General features: G+C 35.3%; 17 protein-coding genes. 10 read left to right on the forward strand and 7 right to left on the reverse strand.

Annotation, left to right across the window (positions count from 1 at the left end; translation table 11 throughout):
* Window positions 1–128: 128 nt before the first annotated feature.
* From AL499_RS08075 to AL499_RS08090, 4 genes are read left to right on the forward strand one after another with little or no spacing between them, the layout of a single operon-like run.
* Window positions 129–2,060 carry a BglG family transcription antiterminator gene (locus AL499_RS08075; protein ID WP_002492561.1) on the forward strand — a complete coding sequence of 644 codons (1,932 nt, stop codon included), beginning with the start codon at window positions 129–131 and terminating at the stop codon, window positions 2,058–2,060.
* Between the two features lie 15 nt (window positions 2,061–2,075).
* Window positions 2,076–2,522: a PTS sugar transporter subunit IIA gene (locus AL499_RS08080; protein ID WP_002460676.1), complete on the forward strand. Its 447-nt coding sequence runs from the start codon at window positions 2,076–2,078 to the stop codon at window positions 2,520–2,522.
* A complete protein-coding gene (locus AL499_RS08085; RefSeq protein WP_002460675.1) occupies window positions 2,522–2,806 on the forward strand; it encodes a PTS sugar transporter subunit IIB in 285 nt (94 codons plus the stop codon). The genes AL499_RS08080 and AL499_RS08085 overlap by 1 nt, the downstream gene beginning before the upstream one ends.
* Window positions 2,807–2,820: 14 nt before the next feature.
* Complete coding sequence (locus tag AL499_RS08090) at window positions 2,821–4,176, forward strand: PTS ascorbate transporter subunit IIC (protein WP_002492448.1); 1,356 nt, start codon at window positions 2,821–2,823, stop codon at window positions 4,174–4,176.
* Window positions 4,177–4,243: 67 nt separating this feature from the next.
* Here the strand turns inward: AL499_RS08090 and trhO are convergent, their stop codons facing one another.
* Window positions 4,244–5,206, reverse strand: a complete 963-nt coding sequence (trhO, locus tag AL499_RS08095) for an oxygen-dependent tRNA uridine(34) hydroxylase TrhO (protein WP_002492567.1) — start codon at window positions 5,204–5,206, stop codon at window positions 4,244–4,246.
* A 230-nt stretch (window positions 5,207–5,436) separates the two neighbouring features.
* Here trhO and AL499_RS08100 point away from each other — a divergent pair, with 230 nt between their 5' ends.
* The 4 genes from AL499_RS08100 (at window position 5,437) to rbsK (ending at window position 8,546) form a co-directional block, all read left to right on the forward strand.
* Entirely contained in the window at window positions 5,437–6,414 is a 978-nt protein-coding gene (locus AL499_RS08100; protein WP_002492574.1) for an SMP-30/gluconolactonase/LRE family protein, read from the forward strand.
* A 149-nt stretch (window positions 6,415–6,563) separates the two neighbouring features.
* Window positions 6,564–7,130, forward strand: a complete 567-nt coding sequence (locus tag AL499_RS08105; RefSeq protein ID WP_002478995.1) for a VOC family protein — start codon at window positions 6,564–6,566, stop codon at window positions 7,128–7,130.
* A 13-nt stretch (window positions 7,131–7,143) separates the two neighbouring features.
* Window positions 7,144–7,548, forward strand: coding sequence for an SRPBCC domain-containing protein (locus AL499_RS08110; protein ID WP_002492459.1), 405 nt, complete (start codon window positions 7,144–7,146; stop codon window positions 7,546–7,548).
* Window positions 7,549–7,670: 122 nt separating this feature from the next.
* Window positions 7,671–8,546, forward strand: coding sequence for a ribokinase (gene rbsK / locus AL499_RS08115; protein ID WP_002492500.1), 876 nt, complete (start codon window positions 7,671–7,673; stop codon window positions 8,544–8,546).
* Window positions 8,547–8,645: 99 nt separating this feature from the next.
* Here rbsK and AL499_RS08120 read toward each other — a convergent pair whose 3' ends face one another.
* From AL499_RS08120 to AL499_RS08135, 4 genes are read right to left on the reverse strand one after another with little or no spacing between them, the layout of a single operon-like run.
* On the reverse strand, window positions 8,646–9,281 hold the full coding sequence (locus AL499_RS08120; RefSeq protein ID WP_002460663.1) for an ABC-2 transporter permease: 636 nt from the start codon (window positions 9,279–9,281) through the stop codon (window positions 8,646–8,648).
* Window positions 9,281–10,123, reverse strand: coding sequence for an ABC transporter ATP-binding protein (locus AL499_RS08125; RefSeq protein WP_002460661.1), 843 nt, complete (start codon window positions 10,121–10,123; stop codon window positions 9,281–9,283). The genes AL499_RS08120 and AL499_RS08125 overlap by 1 nt, the downstream gene beginning before the upstream one ends.
* Before the next feature lie 58 nt (window positions 10,124–10,181).
* Complete coding sequence (locus AL499_RS08130) at window positions 10,182–10,898, reverse strand: DUF3169 family protein (RefSeq protein ID WP_002492438.1); 717 nt, start codon at window positions 10,896–10,898, stop codon at window positions 10,182–10,184.
* Window positions 10,895–11,098, reverse strand: a complete 204-nt coding sequence (locus AL499_RS08135) for a helix-turn-helix transcriptional regulator (RefSeq protein ID WP_002460658.1) — start codon at window positions 11,096–11,098, stop codon at window positions 10,895–10,897. Before AL499_RS08135 ends, AL499_RS08130 begins: the two co-directional genes overlap by 4 nt.
* A gap of 642 nt (window positions 11,099–11,740) precedes the next feature.
* On the opposite strand from AL499_RS08135, the gene AL499_RS08140 reads away from it, so the two are divergent.
* Both AL499_RS08140 and AL499_RS08145 read left to right on the forward strand, forming a co-directional pair.
* Window positions 11,741–12,112 (forward strand): hypothetical protein, encoded by a 372-nt coding sequence (locus AL499_RS08140; protein WP_002478990.1) that lies wholly within the window; start codon window positions 11,741–11,743, stop codon window positions 12,110–12,112.
* Between the two features lie 1,170 nt (window positions 12,113–13,282).
* Window positions 13,283–14,125, forward strand: a complete 843-nt coding sequence (locus tag AL499_RS08145; RefSeq protein WP_002460656.1) for an SDR family oxidoreductase — start codon at window positions 13,283–13,285, stop codon at window positions 14,123–14,125.
* A 186-nt stretch (window positions 14,126–14,311) separates the two neighbouring features.
* Here AL499_RS08145 and AL499_RS08150 read toward each other — a convergent pair whose 3' ends face one another.
* Both AL499_RS08150 and AL499_RS08155 read right to left on the reverse strand, forming a co-directional pair.
* Complete coding sequence (locus AL499_RS08150; RefSeq protein ID WP_002492563.1) at window positions 14,312–14,671, reverse strand: hypothetical protein; 360 nt, start codon at window positions 14,669–14,671, stop codon at window positions 14,312–14,314.
* A 12-nt stretch (window positions 14,672–14,683) separates the two neighbouring features.
* Window positions 14,684–15,736, reverse strand: a complete 1,053-nt coding sequence (locus tag AL499_RS08155) for an LLM class flavin-dependent oxidoreductase (RefSeq protein WP_002492426.1) — start codon at window positions 15,734–15,736, stop codon at window positions 14,684–14,686.
* Window positions 15,737–16,197: the final 461 nt, after the last annotated feature.

Raw genomic sequence — 16,197 nt, forward strand, 5'->3', positions numbered from 1 at the left:
TAAAGAGAAAATATGTTAAATGATGTTATGCTATAGCTATGAAATTTTGCGGATTTTAAAACGAAATAAGTTGCACACCTATTCACTAAAGAAATCGCTTACAATTATAAAAGGAGGCGTTGATACAATTGTTAAATAATCGGCAAAGTAAAATTTTTGACCTTTTAGTGAAATCAGAGCAATATACTACAATTGCAGATTTAGCAACCATGTTTGACGTCTCTCAACGTACGATTCAATATGACCTCGAACATATTGAGAATCTACAGCGAGAAAGACAATTTACGTTACAACGACACAAATCATATGGAGTTAGAATCCACAATTTACAAGAGACGTTGTCTAAAAATGATGAACTTATTTATACGGATGTACACTTATCAAAAGATGAACGTGTATTAAATATCATATTAAAATTATTCGAAACATCACAACCGTTGACTTCAAGTGATTTGGCACAAGCAATGGCTGTATCACGACGAACGATTGTCAATGATTTGAAAGCGATTCAGCATTGGTTAACACAATATCAACTCGAATTAGCCTATATTAAAAATAAAGGTTTTATGATTACAGGGGATGAAGAAGCTTACCGCAGTGCCTACGCTAACAGAATTCAAGTATATTTTAAAACAATGTCGCCATTCATCACATTGGATATATTTACGGATGAAGAATTGACTAAAGTGAGAAACACCGTGATTCATACATTGACACAAATGGATTATCATCTAGTACAAAGTGCGATTGATGGATTGATATATCATGTGCTTATCGCTATTCATAGGCTAAAGGGAAAGTTTTCATTTGATGTGCCAAGCGAACAAGCTGAAACATTGAAACAAACGTATCAGTTTCAAATTGCATCACAGTTAAAAGACAACTTAGAAGGACAATTTAATATTAAATTTCCAGATTCAGAAGCAATTTTTATCACGCTGCATTTATTAGGGTCAAAAGTTTCGACAAATGCAGAAATGCGGGGGACGCAAGAAGGTTTAGAAACTGTGTTGCGACGTTTTATTTATCAAGTCAGTGCTGAAATAGGCATTGACATGCATAAGGATGACAAGTTATTTGATAACTTATTGCTTCATATGAAACCAGCACTTCATCGACTTAAATATCGAATGAGTCAACAAAATCCATTGCAAGAAGAGATTTATCAACAATATCATCAGCTTGTTGGAATCATTGAGAGCCAAATTACGTTGTTAGAACAGACCTATGATATTACATTTACGGTAGATGAACTTGCCTTTATCGTGATTCATTTCGCGTCAAGTATTGAACGTATTGCCCAGCATCAAGATCAAATTAAAGTTGTACTATTGTGTGGTTCAGGCATTGGCACATCACAATTATTAAAAAATAAGCTGCGCAATGTTTATCCAGAATTTGATATTTTAGATGCTTACTCGATATATCAAATTGATGAAAGTCAATTGTTAGCACGGGGCATAGATTACATCATTTCAACAGTTCCATGTGAGGCAACACAGATTCCCGTTATTATTGTTGATCCTTTTCTTAGCTTAGCGGCAAGAGAAAAATTAAACCACATCGTCAATACGCATCGTGAACAAAAGGTGCGACGTCTTGACCAAGAGGGTTATACGTTACGACAGTTGTTGCCGATTCATCGCATTCAAAAGTGTCAACAGCATATGCAGCGCAATGAAGCCATCGCACATGCAACAACGGCATTAATACAAGATGGTATTGTAGCGCAGGACTATGTTGAAGAGATGATTGCACAGTTAGAAAAATTTGGGCCATATATGGTGATTAGTCCACATATTGCATTGGTTCATGCAGGCACGGCACATGTGCTTCAAGATGCAGGATTTTCAATGTGTTACTTTGAGCATGGCGTGCGTTTTGGACATCAACATTATGACCCAGTGCATATTGTTATTGTATTGGCAACAAAAAATCCTACTTTTCATCTCACTGCACTTGGGCAACTTAGTGCACTGATTACGAATGACAAAGACAGGCAACATATTTTAGAAGGACAACTTGAAGTTGTTCATAGATTTATCGACGATTTAGATTGAGAGGAGGAATGCAAGGTGACATTAGATTTATTGACAGAAGATAAAGTAGTAGTCAAAACATCTACCACAGACTGGTCAACTGCCATTCATGAAGCGGCACAGCCACTCTTAAATGCAAATGTTATCAATGAAGGTTATGTAGATGCCATGATTAATAGTGTCAATGAATTTGGACCATATATTGTCATTGCGCCCGAAATAGCCATCGCCCATGCTAGACCAAATGGTGACGTGAATGAGGTAGGATTAAGCTTACTTAAATTAAAGGAACATGTTAACTTTTCGGAGGAAGGACATTATGCATCATTAGTGTTTGTGCTTAGCGCAGTAGATGGGCAGTCACATCTTACAGTATTACAAGATTTGGCCAGCGTGTTAGGTGATAAAGATACAGTTCAACAATTATTAGCAACTCAAGACAAAGCAGAAATTTTAAATTTATTAAAGGAGACGGATGAATAATGAAAATTTTAGTCGTATGCGGACATGGTTTAGGTAGTAGTTTTATGGTAGAAATGAATGCACAAGAAGCACTGAAAAATTTAGCTGCACCAGCAGATATCGAAGTAGAGCATAGTGATATTATGACTGCAAGTCCCGAAATGGCAGATTTATTTATTTGTGGACGCGATTTAGCAGAAAATGCACAGCGCTTGGGAGACGTCTTAGTGCTAGATAATATTTTAGATAAAGAAGAATTGCAACAAAAATTACAACAAAAATTACAAGCATTAAATATGATTTAAAGGAGGCGACGCACATGCATGCCATATTAGATTTTATTGTTGATATTTTAAGTCAACCTGCGATTCTAGTTGCATTGATTGCGTTAATTGGTTTGTTAGTACAGAAAAAATCAGCCACAGCGATTACAACAGGTACCATTAAAACAATGTTAGGCTTTCTTATTTTAAGTGCTGGTGCAGGCGTTGTGTCTAATTCATTAGAACCTTTTGGAAAAATATTCCAACATGCATTTGGTGTTCAAGGTGTCGTGCCAAACAACGAAGCAATTATTTCATTAGCATTAAAGGACTATGGGACAACAGCTGCGTTAATCATGGTATTTGGTATGTTAATTAATATTGTGATTGCACGCATATCAAATTTAAAATATATTTTCTTAACAGGACATCATACCTTTTATATGGCTGCCTTTTTAGCCATTTTATTGACAGTCGGTCATATTAAAGGTTATTTAACTGTAACAATTGGTGCTGTGTTACTAGGCTTATTAATGTCCATATTACCAACGTTAGCACAACCTACTATGCGTAAAATAACTGGAAATGATCAAGTTGCATTAGGTCATTTTGGAACAATCAGTTACTGGGCAGCGGGTGAGGTTGGTAAACTATTTAAAGGGAAATCTAAATCTACGGAAGAAATTAAATTTCCTAAAGGATTAAGTTTTTTACGAGAAAGTACAATTAGTATTTCTATTACCATGGCACTGCTATACTTGATTGCTTGTCTATTTGCCGGTGTAGGTTATGTGCATGATCATATTAGCCAAGGACAAAACTTTATAGTCTTTTCAGTTATTCAAGGTGTGACCTTTGCGGCAGGTGTTTTTATTATCTTAACAGGGGTACGTTTAATTTTAGCTGAAATTGTTCCGGCGTTTAAGGGTATTTCGGAAAAACTAGTACCGAGCTCTAAACCAGCATTGGATTGTCCAATTGTCTTTCCATATGCACAAAATGCTGTGCTAATAGGATTTTTTGTTAGTTTTATTACCGGGGTAATTGGCATGTTCATTCTATTCTTCACGGGAGGCATTGTCATATTACCAGGTGTTGTTGCACACTTTTTCCTAGGTGCAACATCTGCTGTCTTTGGTAATGCTCGAGGCGGTATTAAAGGTGCTGTTGCTGGTGCGGCCTTGAATGGTATATTAATTACGTTCTTGCCATTATTATTTATCCCTTTCTTGGGAGACTTAGGTTTAGCGACAACAACATTTTCAGATACAGACTTCTTAGCTGTAGGTATTATCTTTGGTAATATCGTTAAGTATGCAGGTATTATAGGTTCTGTCATCTTTATAGTCATTTTGGCAGCAGGCGCTATCTTTTTAAAAGGAAAAGCAGATAAGAAATATGAACAACAGTAATCATAATTAATAAAAGAAGGACTCGAGACGCAAATAGCATCTTTCGAGTCCTTCTTTTGAATTGCAATTAAGCATGTGCGCGTTCTGGCACATCTTTAAAATTTTCTAAACGATGTTTCCATGCTTCATCACTAATATTATGTTCAGCAACATAACGATTGCGCTCATGTTTAGCACAGTCATAAGAACAAGCGCCAAGATATTTTGCTTCATTTTCCTCGGAAACCAGAATTTGTTTATTACATTCAGGGTTGGCACAGTTGATATACCGTTCGCAAGGCGTACCGTCGAAATGTTCTTTGCCAATAATGGTCTTTTCAATTTGATTGATATCAACACTGATACGTTCATCGAAGACGTACATTTTACCATCCCAATACGCACCTTTTGTTTCAGGGTCTTTACCGTAAGTTGCGATACCACCATGTAATTGACCTACGTTTTCAAAGCCTTCTTTGACTAGCCAACCAGAGAATTTTTCGCAACGAATACCGCCAGTACAATATGTTACGATGTTTTTACCTTCTAATTGGTCTTTGTTTTCACGAATCCAATTTGGTAAATCTCTGAAACGTGTAATATCTGGACGAATTGCACCACGGAAGTGCCCTAAATCGAATTCATAATCATTACGAGCATCCAAAATAATTGTTTCATCATCTTCCAAAGCTTTTTTGAATTCGCTTGGTGAGTAATATTTACCAGTTGTTACACGAGGATCTACATCATCTTCTAAACCTAACGCAACAATTTCATTACGAGGTCGCACATGCATTTTTTTGAAAGCATGCCCTTCAGCTTCATCAATTTTAAACGTCATATCTGCAAAACGTTCGTCTGCATGCATATGTGCCATATAGTTTTCTGTATCTTCTTTCGTACCTGATAACGTACCATTAATACCTTCAGTAGAAACTAAGATTCTACCTTTTAAGTTGTTTGTTTTACAGAATGCTAAGTGCTCAGCTGCAAATGTTTCAGGGTCATCAATGGTTGTATATTTGTAATATAGCAGTACATTATAATCCATAATTTGTGATTCTCCTTATTCTAAAAGTTATATCGTTAAATGTAGTAAATGACAATAATCAAATTTTCTTAAAAAAGACATTACTATATTTTATCAAATATGATTCATTATTCAATAGATTAAGCCGCAAATACATCAACAGACGGATATGGAGAATGATATTTTTTTGATGAAAACGATCACATATAATATGATAGAGCTATAAATTGCGATGTAAAGGAGAATAAATCATGTGTGAACAAGCACTTCCTACATTAAAATACATTGGTGCCTCTAAAAGCGCTGTACCGATTATTTCTGAGGCTGATTTACAAACAGTAATGGCGGAACCTTGGTTAAAAGTTTCGGATGATGGCTTACAGTTAGAAGGTTTGATTTTTGATCAGCAAGGTGATTTATATTTGTGTGAAGTTTTTGGTGGGCGAGTATTTAAAGTTGATGTTGCCAAGAAAAAATTAAGTACGGCTTTTCAAGCGCCTAAAGTTAATCCCGCAGCAGTAAAAATTCATAAGGATGGCCGTTTGTTCACGTGTTATTTAGGGGACTTTAAGACAACAGGTGGCATCTTTGCGACGGATGCACACGGTCAACACTTTGAAGATATTATTTCGGATATTGGTAATGATTATTGTATAGATGATATGGTTTTCGATAGTAAAGGTGGATTCTATTTTACAGATTTTAGAGGATACTCTACACAGCCACAAGGTGGTGTTTATTATGTTTCACCTGATTTTCAAACCGTCACACCTGTCATTCAAAATATTTCAGTAGCCAATGGAATTGCATTAAGTACGGATGAGAAAATTTTATGGGTGACAGAAACTACAACAAATCGATTGCATCGTATACAGCTTGAAGATGATGGTGTGACGATTGCACCGTTTGGCGCGACAATTCCATACTATTTTACTGGGCATGAAGGACCGGATTCATGTTGTATTGACAGTGACGATAATTTATATGTAGCCATGTATGGCCAAGGTCGTGTACTTGTGTTTAATCGCCGTGGCTATCCAATTGGTCAAATTCTAATGCCCGGTCGTGATGAAGGGAAAATGCTGCGTTCCACGCACCCTCAATTTATTCCAGGGACAAATCAATTACTCATTTGTACAAATGATATTGAAAACAACTCAGAAGGCGGTTCGATGATTTACACAGTGAATGGCTTTGCCAAAGCGCATAACAGTTACCAATTTCAATAAATTAAACAGCAGGTACGTTTTAAACATAAGCAGGAATAGATGGTAGCATCAAATTTCTGTTGTCAATAGCTGCAAGAAGATAAGACTGTGATAGCAGTGATGATGATTAGGGTAAATAGGTAAAGTAAATGAAAATGAGATAAAGAGAGATGAATAAAATCATGGCTGTAACAAGAGGAATTAATCATATTGGCTTAACCGTACCCGATATAGAACAAGCGACGACATTTTTTCAAACGGCATTAGATGGTAAAATCGCTTATGATAGTCAAAAATTAACAGATGAACCACGTGCAGGACAATTTGTTGAACGTGTATTAGGTATTGAAAAGGGAGCTAAGATTATAAAAAAACGTATGATGGTCTTTGGTCACGGTCCTAACATTGAAATGTTTGAATTTAAAGATGCATCGCAAGCATCGGCGATTACATTACAAGATATGGGTTATACGCATATTTCATTTTATGTAGACGACTTTCCTGCAGCTTTAGAAAAAGTAAAGAAAGCAGGTGGCATTCCTTTGTCAGAGCCACATGCGAATACGCGCTATGAGGATACACCAGGAAATCAAACTGTATATATTCAAACGCCATGGGGAAGTTTATTAGAATTGCAAACAGTTCCTCAAGGATTTTACTATCCTAAAGATAGCGAAGCAACATTGTTTACGCCTGAACCTATAGATTTGAACCAGAAAGATGATACAACACCATAGGAGGATCGTTGACATGGAATTAAATGCAAAGATGCAAATTAATGTTGAACCAGATAAAGCATATGAGGCCTTTGTTGACCCAGCGAAAATTGGAAGATTTTGGTTTTCATCAAGCTCAGAACGTTGGGAAACGGGGAAAACGATTCAGTTACAATACAAAGAATATGATGCTACTATGGAAATTTTTATAAAAGAAACAATACCTAATGAACAAATCAAATTCCAATGGGGAACATATCAAGGCGAGATATGTTTTGAACCAAGTGCAGAAGGGACAATTGTCAGTGTTCGCGAGTATCCTTACCATGAACAAGATGTCCAGATGATGTTAGACAAAACTGAAGGTTGGGTATACATGCTAACTTGTTTAAAATCTTATCTCGAATTCAACGCAATTATACGGGGTGGGTTGCGTTGAGTACCTGCTTTTTTACGTGAGTTTTTACTGATTAACAAAGTAAATGGCTGTGTGTATATTGGTTTAATTTTAAAAAGATATTTGGTTTTAAATCATAATAAGACAACAGGGAGGAAACATAGATGAAGCGTATTTATGTTGTAGGCAGTATGTCTATGGATTTAGTTGTTTCAACTAAACGAGTACCACAAAAAGGTGAAACGATATTAGGAGAGTCTTTTTTCACTACACCAGGTGGTAAAGGAGCTAATCAAGCGGTAGCTGCTGCACGTCTGGGTGAGCAAGTTTATATGGTGGGACGTATTGGAGATGACCAATTAGGAGAAGAGATTTATGAGAATTTACAGCGCAATAAGGTGCGAGTAGATTATGTAAAGCCTGTTGCTGATTCGACATCAGGAACGGCACATATTACACTTTGTGATAATGATAATAGTATTATCGTAGTACCCTCAGCGAATAATGAAGTGACTTCAAGCTATGTATCCACGGCTTTAAAGCATATAAAAGCTGGAGACATTGTGCTGCTGCAACAAGAAATACCAGAAGATACTGTCAGTGAAGTCATTACATATTGTGCAGAACATGATATTATTACGATTTTAAATCCAGCGCCGTATAGAGATTTGACTGCAGAAGTTATTGACCAAGCAACCTATTTAACACCGAATGAAACAGAGAGCGCAGCTATGTTTGGTACTAATATTGATGCTGCCCTTAAACAATTTCCTAACAAATTGATTGTGACGCTCGGACACCAAGGGGCAGTGTATCATAATGGTAATATAAAAGTGATGATACCAGGTTTTGAGCGTCAAGTTGTAGATACAACAGGGGCAGGAGATACATTTAACGGCGCGTTTGCTGTTGGATTACAAAAAGGATATGATATAGACCAAGCACTTACATTTGCTAATTTAGCAGCAAGCCATGCTGTCACCGGTATGGGTGCCCAAGGTGGTATGCCATATTTTAATGATCTCGTAGATGAATTTTGATGTTAAGTAGTGATACTACGCAATTTTAAAAATGAGCTAGAAATCTGTGGAATAAAAGTAGATTTCTAGCTCATTTGTGTTAAATATAAGAATTTAAGGTTATAGTTCTTGGCGTTTAAATATTTGCAATGATGCAATATAAGAAAGGATTAATAGAGCGCATCCTATTATACCGTATATAATAAGCACCCATAGAGTTGTTAGATTGCTAAGCACACTATCAAATGATCCGCTATCACTTAGCGATGGTATAACAAATCCAAAGAACACGAAGAAAAATAAGCCAATAACGATGAATGATGTTGAAATCATAATGACATTGGAATTTTCCGGTCCAAATTTAAAGGTTAAAGGGAACATAATGGCATATGTACCTGAGCCACCTATCCCAACGAGTATCGAAATAAGCGTTAAATTGATATTTTGCGTCACAATGAAACATGCGCCAGCACCCATAATTAGGCCAATCAGGATAAGTATTCCATAGTAGACAAAATAACTTTTAACATAAGTTGCTCGACCTGTAGGTAAAGTCGAAACATAGTACATCCAGCGTGAATCTTTTTCATGTTTAATATTATCAGTGACCGGTGAAATAAGGAAAATCATAGCTAAAAAGCATGTCATGATTGGATTGAAAAAACTAAACATAATAGCTGAGGCCAAAGCAACGATGAGATATGTGAATAATGATTTTTTCGATGTATAATAACTGCTTAATAATAAACCCTTCATTATTTATCACCTCTCATAATGATTTTTGTGGCATCATCGATTGATTTTAATGGTTCAGCTTCAGGAACTAGGTTTCTGTCATGAATCAACGCTTCTATGCGATCGTTACGCTTTCTAGAAGCAATGATATAATCATTGGATACATTGAATTCTGCTAACGGCACATTAACAATGCCATAATGTGAGAGTAAATGCGATTTATCTACATGTAAGACAATTTTCCCGTCTCGCATAAATACAAGCTTTGTGGCTAGTGTTTCAATATCTTCTGAAATATGCGAAGAAATCATAATGCCATAGTCTTTAGCAACGTAGTCTTGTAAGATTTCCATGACTTCTTCACGACCTGACACGTCCATGCCAGCAGTTGCTTCATCCAAGATGAGCAGTTGACTATCATGTGCTAAGGCAATGGCGATCGCTGCTTTCATGCGCATACCGCGAGAGAAAGATTTAATCGCATTTGATGTAGGTAAATCAAAGTCTTTTAGCGTCGATTTAAATTTATTGCTATCCCAAGTCGTATAAATATTTGTGAAAACTTTGTCTATGTCAGTTAAAGTCAATTTGTTTGGGACCCTTAAATCATCAAAGACTACACCGATGTGTTCTTTATATTGGTTGTTCCTTGCAGTAACAGATTGTCCAAAAAATTTAATGTCACCAGAGTCTTTAAAACGATTGCCAACCAAAGTATTAATTAACGTGGATTTACCACTGCCATTTTTACCAATCAGCCCCAATACTTCACCTGGTGCAATCGACAACGAAATATCGCTAAGATTAAAGTCAGACTTGGTATATGATTTATTAAGATTGCTAACTTCTAACAACTGTGTCATTAATACACACTCCCTTTTTCTATTTTATGTTTAATAATGAGCGTCATACACTATTATTTTATGCTTTATAAAACTGTCGTAATTTTATTAAATAGCCTAAGCTGTTATAAATAAAAATAACAATGAGTGCTAATAAGCCAGGTGTTTGGTTTAAACCAGTGTAGATGGAGAAAATACCGATGAAGACAATGGCCATTATCAGTAGGACAAGATTTACTTGATAATTTTTATACATAGAGATTAATACAATATGACGCTCACCATCATCTAATAAAGCTAAAGCTTTCTCTGTGTAATGTTTTTCGGCTATTTTAGGTAGTAGAGCATCAAAACGACGTGAATAGAAGCCTAACATCAATGAGGGGATTAAAGTTAATAAATATGGGATAAGAGCATAAAAAAATTCATTAGGAGCTGCATTGCCTAGAGCAATAAAAAAGATAGCTATAAAACCAATGGCCAATTGTAAATGAGCTATAATGTGTACTTTGTTATAGTCTAAAGTTGCTTGCTTCTCATAATGATCTATATCACTGCCGTCATCAACATTTGAAATCATATATTTATACTTTAATGAACGTTGTTGTACATACCATTGATATAGCATTAATGCCAAAATAAGTAACGAAGTACTTACGCATATAATAAGGTTCAGGCGACTACCAGAGAAATTTGTTGAAGCAATAAACGTGCCAACACGTTCTATATTGCTACCAATTAAGCCACCGATGATACCACCAATGATTATAAAGAATATATAACGGCCTACTTTCATAAATCTTCCTCCTCAATGATGAAGACATCTTCTACAGATTCTCCAAAAATCCGTGCGATTTTCATAGCGGTCAAGATAGATGGTGTAAAATCATTACGTTCTATTAAAGAAACGGTTTGTCTAGAAATCCCTGCTTTCTTTGCAAGTTGCGTTTGATTATAACCATCTCGAGCACGCAGTTCTTTCAGGCGATTGCGCAATAGACATCAACTCCTTAATGTCACAATACAACATCTTTGTCATTTTGACAAGTATATTAGTCAAAATGACATAAATATTTGTCTTTTAATTATTAAAAAATAGACTCCGAGATATCTGTTGTTAGACAACTTGAAGCCTAAAATGGCGTTATAATCGTGACATTAACCATTTAATTGAGCGAAAGCATAAACCGAAAATTTCTGGTATATACAGTAACACTGCGTCAATCAATGACTTGAAACTTTTGCGATGTTTGCGTTTATTGCATTGATTTTCATTTTTATATAATCGATTTTCAGTAGAAGTCACTATTTCACCAACCTTTAAGCTCAACATAACATAAAATGATAATAAATGTTAATATTGACTGTAATAAAAAAATATGAGTTTAGTGTTATTTGTAGATAATAAAAGATAAATCTTGACAGTTATTTATAGATACACAAAATTTTGTATAATATAATTTTATTATTGGCAAAATGTGCAATATAAGTTATCTTGGCTTTTTTAGTGAAAGATTTAGTATAATGTTAAAATAAGAGGACAATATGTAAGCGAAATGATACAGTTTATTAAAACGATCATTTAAGAAGAAAAGCGTGTTGTTATTGACTAAAATCATATTGAGAAGGAGAACACACATGGTTACGATAAAACCTCATCAAATAGGTAGTAAAAATGATAATATATTATCTGCAATTGCATATTTAAGCATCTTCTTCGCACCAGTTATTTTACCCGTTGTGATGTGGATTATGATGGAAGACACTATCAAATATCATGCAAAATATGCTTTTTTTAATCATATTGCATGCTTACTATGCATATTTGGAATTCCAGGTTCTGGTGCGTTTCTTTTTGTTTCTGCAATGGTAGTGCCAGAATACATAGAGATTATACAGGTAATAGCTCCCGTTATAGCATTTATACTATTTATTCTCCTGGGAATCTTATTTGTAATTAACATTATGCGTGCAGTAAAGCTATTTATGACCATAAAAGTACCCCGTTAGCTAAATTAGGGAAAGCTGACGAGGTACTTGTGTAGGGAACCCAGCTGCGTGCTTGTTGTATTATATCGACAAATCACATACTAGGTTATATAAACAAAGAGATTTTTAGCAAGCCAACAACAGTAAATGTGTTAGTTATGAGGTTGAGACATTTAGCGATGTCTCTCCTCTTTTTTGATGAAATTAGCCTATTATAAAGCCATGAGAATGTACTTACCTTAGATGAAGTGTATTGTTTAAGAGGTGAAATACTTTTCCATATAAACAAATTTTGCTCAGTTTACTTATGGATATGGAACAAAATATCATGCGATACAGCTTCAAATAATTTGCGCGTCTTTGATGTTTGTGTGAATCATTACATAAATTTAAGTCATAAAATAGTCATGATGTCAGACATACGAATATGACGTTTAGAAAGGATGAATGACAGCTTAAGGTGTTGATGCTTAGATGTTTTTCACTAATTATCTATCATGCGGAATAGATATACTTAAAGTTAAGTTATAGTTGTATTAATGTAGATATCTCGAATTATTTTCATAATTCATAGCTGTTAAATTTTAACCAAATTAAGCTGTCAATTCAATGTTTGTCGTTATCTTCCAAATAGATGCTGAGTTTAATCATTCGTGTTGTGAAATATGCAACATCAGTGGTGTTGATAGTAAATTAATGTGAAGTAAGTGAACTGTTATTAATAAGTGATTCTATGGAAGTATTTGAAAACCAAAAAATGTAAAGTGACGGTTGAGATTTCTCATAGGTGGAAATAGCAGACTAGACATGTTAATGGAAACAAGAACGACATATTATCATGCACATTCGTTACTGGCTTTAGAATAGGCGTCCTTCAATCAAGCTATACAGCAAAGAAATAATAGTAATTATTTATGACTTAAAACGGAATCGTTACTTCTTTGTGTATGTTACTAAATTACCACAGCTGGAATAAAGTCTCCTTAATATGAGCTCTCAATTGACTTACAATTTTGTCACATCCAAAACAAAATGTTGCTAATATATTTGGATATAAATAACAATTACATCATGATTTATAAATTGAATTATAAGCTTATACAAAGGTAAACTAGGACCATAACTATGATTTTAATATTATAAAAGATTCGCAAGTGTAGTTCATAAATTTTGAAAAAAGGGGCATATCAGATGAAAATCTTACTTACTGGAGCAACGGGACATTTAGGGACTCATATTACTGAATTAGCAATAAAAGCACGTATCAAAGATTTTAATATAGGTGTTAGAAATTTAGAGAAAGTACCAACTCACTGGAAGGACAATGTGTCAATTCGTCAATTAGATTATTTTGATGTAGAAAGTATGACACAAGCGTTTGAACACATAGATTTAGTTATCTTCATTCCAAGTATTATTCATCCGTCATTTAAACGATTGCCAGAAGTTGAAAACTTAGTGCAAGCAGCACAAAAGGCACAAGTGAAACAGATATTTTATATTGGTTTTTATGCAGATCAGCACAATAATCCATTCCATATGAGTCCATATTTTGCCTATGCAGAACGCTTACTAGCTTCTAGCCGTCTTAACTACACGTATATTCGCATGGCGATGTATATGGACCCATTGAAACCGTACTTACCTGAATTAGTAAAAATGAAAAAGCTTATTTATCCAGTGGGTGATGGCCGTATTAATTATATTTCGCGTCACGATATAGCTAAAGGTGTGATTGCTATCTTGCAACAACCAGAGGCATGGGGTGGACGGTATTTATTATCAGGGCATAGTTATAGTATGCCAGAACTAGCCACAATACTTTCAGAAGCAGCTGGTAGTACAATCAACTATGCGCCTGTCTCGTTAGATACGTTTGCTTCTATGTATGATGAACCAAAAGGATTTGGAGCGTTATTAGCTTCAATGTATGATGCAGCTGCTAGAGGCTTATTAGATCAACATGCTGATGATTATCAAAAGCTTGTGAATGACACACCACAGACATTTGCACAATTTTTATCACAGTCTTAAAAAATAATAACGGGACAGCATTCATTATGAATTCGTAGTCCCGCCCGCGGTAAGGTTGACTAGGATTGATAAAGCTTGGTATCAGCGTATTTTCAATCCAGTCAACTACTGCCAATATTTAGTTCATAGCCTAGAACATAATGATGTACCAGACTCGCTTCATTTTTCTAACTATTTGAACTATGTTTAACGACGTTTACCGTCAAAAGTATCTAAGAGACTTAAAGTTGCAAGTCCTAATAAATCTAAAGCATGTTGTGCGCCTGCTTTACCGTGGCCTGCTTCAAAGTGTTTATAAGCGGCTACACCTAACACGCCAATAGTTGTTAAAGAAGCAAGGCGTGAAATGTTTTTGTTTAAAAAACTTACAGAAAATAATGTTGCACTAGCAGCTTCTAATCCACCTACTAATGGGACAAGTTTTTCATCAAGACCAAAGACATTATTGAATGTATCTTTCATTTCTTGATCACCTTTTAATTTTGGCTTTGAAGCCTCAAATAATTCTTTCGCAATTTTAACATTTGTGACGTATCTTAATATCATTTAAAATTCCTCCTACTTATCTTCAAAATATTTATCTACAATAGGTTTGACACGTTCGCCAAATAAACGAATAGACTTCATTGTGTTTTCATGTGGCATAGAGCCTACGGGTGTGTGGATCATAAAGCGTGATAAACCTAATGTTTCAATCGTCTCAATTATTTTTTGTGCTACGGTTTCAGGGCTTCCAAGATAAATGGCACCTTGTGGCCCGATTTCTCTTTCGAACGCATTCTCATCAAACTCGGGCCAACCGCGTTCTTGTCCTAATACATCTTGATGTGCTTTTAAAGATGGGAAAAATTCTCTTCTAGCATCTTCATCTGTTTCAGCAATATAGCCCCAAGAATGTACAGCAATAGGTAATTTCTCAGGATTGTGTCCGTATGAACGTGCCACAGATTTATAAATTTCGATATGTCGTTTGAAACGACGTGGATTACCTCCAATGATGGCATACGTAATAGGTAAGCCGAATGCACCAGCACGCAATGATGATTCAGGTGTGCCACCAGTCGCGATAGAAATTGGTATTGGTCCATGTTCAGCACGCGGATAAATACCTGTTTCATCAATGCTGGGACGTAAAGTTCCTTTCCAGCTAATCACGGGTTGCTGGTTAATTTTTAACAATAATTGCAACTTTTCATTAAAAAGATCCTCATAATCATTAAGGTTATAACCAAACAGCGGAAAGGATTCAATAAATGAACCTCGGCCAATCATGATTTCAGCACGTCCATTTGATACAGCATCTAATGTTGAAAAACGTTCATAAACACGTACAGGGTCATCAGATGAAAGGACGGTTACTGCTGATGATAAGCGAATATGTGATGTGGTAGCAGCAGCAGCGGCTAACACCGTTACTGGATCTGAAACGGCGTAATCCTCTCTATGGTGTTCCCCTAATCCATAGATATCTAAACCTAATTGATCAGCTAACTTTATTTCTTCTACAATATTACGTATGCGTCGGGCATTGCTGATTTTTTCCTGTTTACCATCTGGCATATAGATGTCACTGTTATCAGCGAATGATGTTAAACCTAATTCTACTTTCAATATGAACACCACCTAGGTATAAAAATTATACTGATATTTTATGCTTATTTCATTAAAGTGTCAATAACGATGTTTCCGGTATCTTTTTTATTTAAATTATAAAAATAGAAACATTAAATACTCTGTTTTAGCAGTATATGTTCCTATCTTTATGTATGTAACTGATCACTTTACCTTGTTAAAAAGAGTGATTAATCAAGAATCCAATAAGACACAAGCAACCGATAAGACAAACACATAAGCCAGGTAAATAAAGCTTTTCTCTTAAGTCTACCGACGTTGTTCGATGCGAAATTAGCCAACTTAATATCATTAGCGTTATACCGATAACGATTAACAATAAAGAGATAATAAACATAGAAAGCCCCCTTATCAAAGACTATGGAATGCTTGAGGTACTAATTTTAAGCAATATACATATTCCCTAAAAGCACATAAAAAATGCGTGAATATGAAGTGTT

The sequence above is a fragment of the Staphylococcus lugdunensis genome, from assembly GCF_001558775.1.
GTDB classification, from domain to species: Bacteria; Bacillota; Bacilli; order Staphylococcales; family Staphylococcaceae; genus Staphylococcus; species Staphylococcus lugdunensis.

Bases quoted from the DNA above. Each gene is read 5' to 3' on its own strand.
- AL499_RS08085 (WP_002460675.1), top strand. From the start codon at position 2,522: ATGAAAATTTTAGTCGTATGCGGACATGGTTTAGGTAGTAGTTTTATG.
- AL499_RS08090 (WP_002492448.1), top strand. From the start codon at position 2,821: ATGCATGCCATATTAGATTTTATTGTTGATATTTTAAGTCAACCTGCG.
- trhO (WP_002492567.1), bottom strand. From the start codon at position 5,206: ATGGATTATAATGTACTGCTATATTACAAATATACAACCATTGATGAC.
- AL499_RS08100 (WP_002492574.1), top strand. From the start codon at position 5,437: ATGTGTGAACAAGCACTTCCTACATTAAAATACATTGGTGCCTCTAAA.
- AL499_RS08105 (WP_002478995.1), top strand. From the start codon at position 6,564: ATGAATAAAATCATGGCTGTAACAAGAGGAATTAATCATATTGGCTTA.
- AL499_RS08110 (WP_002492459.1), top strand. From the start codon at position 7,144: ATGGAATTAAATGCAAAGATGCAAATTAATGTTGAACCAGATAAAGCA.
- rbsK (WP_002492500.1), top strand. From the start codon at position 7,671: ATGAAGCGTATTTATGTTGTAGGCAGTATGTCTATGGATTTAGTTGTT.
- AL499_RS08120 (WP_002460663.1), bottom strand. From the start codon at position 9,281: ATGAAGGGTTTATTATTAAGCAGTTATTATACATCGAAAAAATCATTA.
- AL499_RS08125 (WP_002460661.1), bottom strand. From the start codon at position 10,123: ATGACACAGTTGTTAGAAGTTAGCAATCTTAATAAATCATATACCAAG.
- AL499_RS08130 (WP_002492438.1), bottom strand. From the start codon at position 10,898: ATGAAAGTAGGCCGTTATATATTCTTTATAATCATTGGTGGTATCATC.
- AL499_RS08140 (WP_002478990.1), top strand. From the start codon at position 11,741: ATGGTTACGATAAAACCTCATCAAATAGGTAGTAAAAATGATAATATA.
- AL499_RS08145 (WP_002460656.1), top strand. From the start codon at position 13,283: ATGAAAATCTTACTTACTGGAGCAACGGGACATTTAGGGACTCATATT.
- AL499_RS08150 (WP_002492563.1), bottom strand. From the start codon at position 14,671: ATGATATTAAGATACGTCACAAATGTTAAAATTGCGAAAGAATTATTT.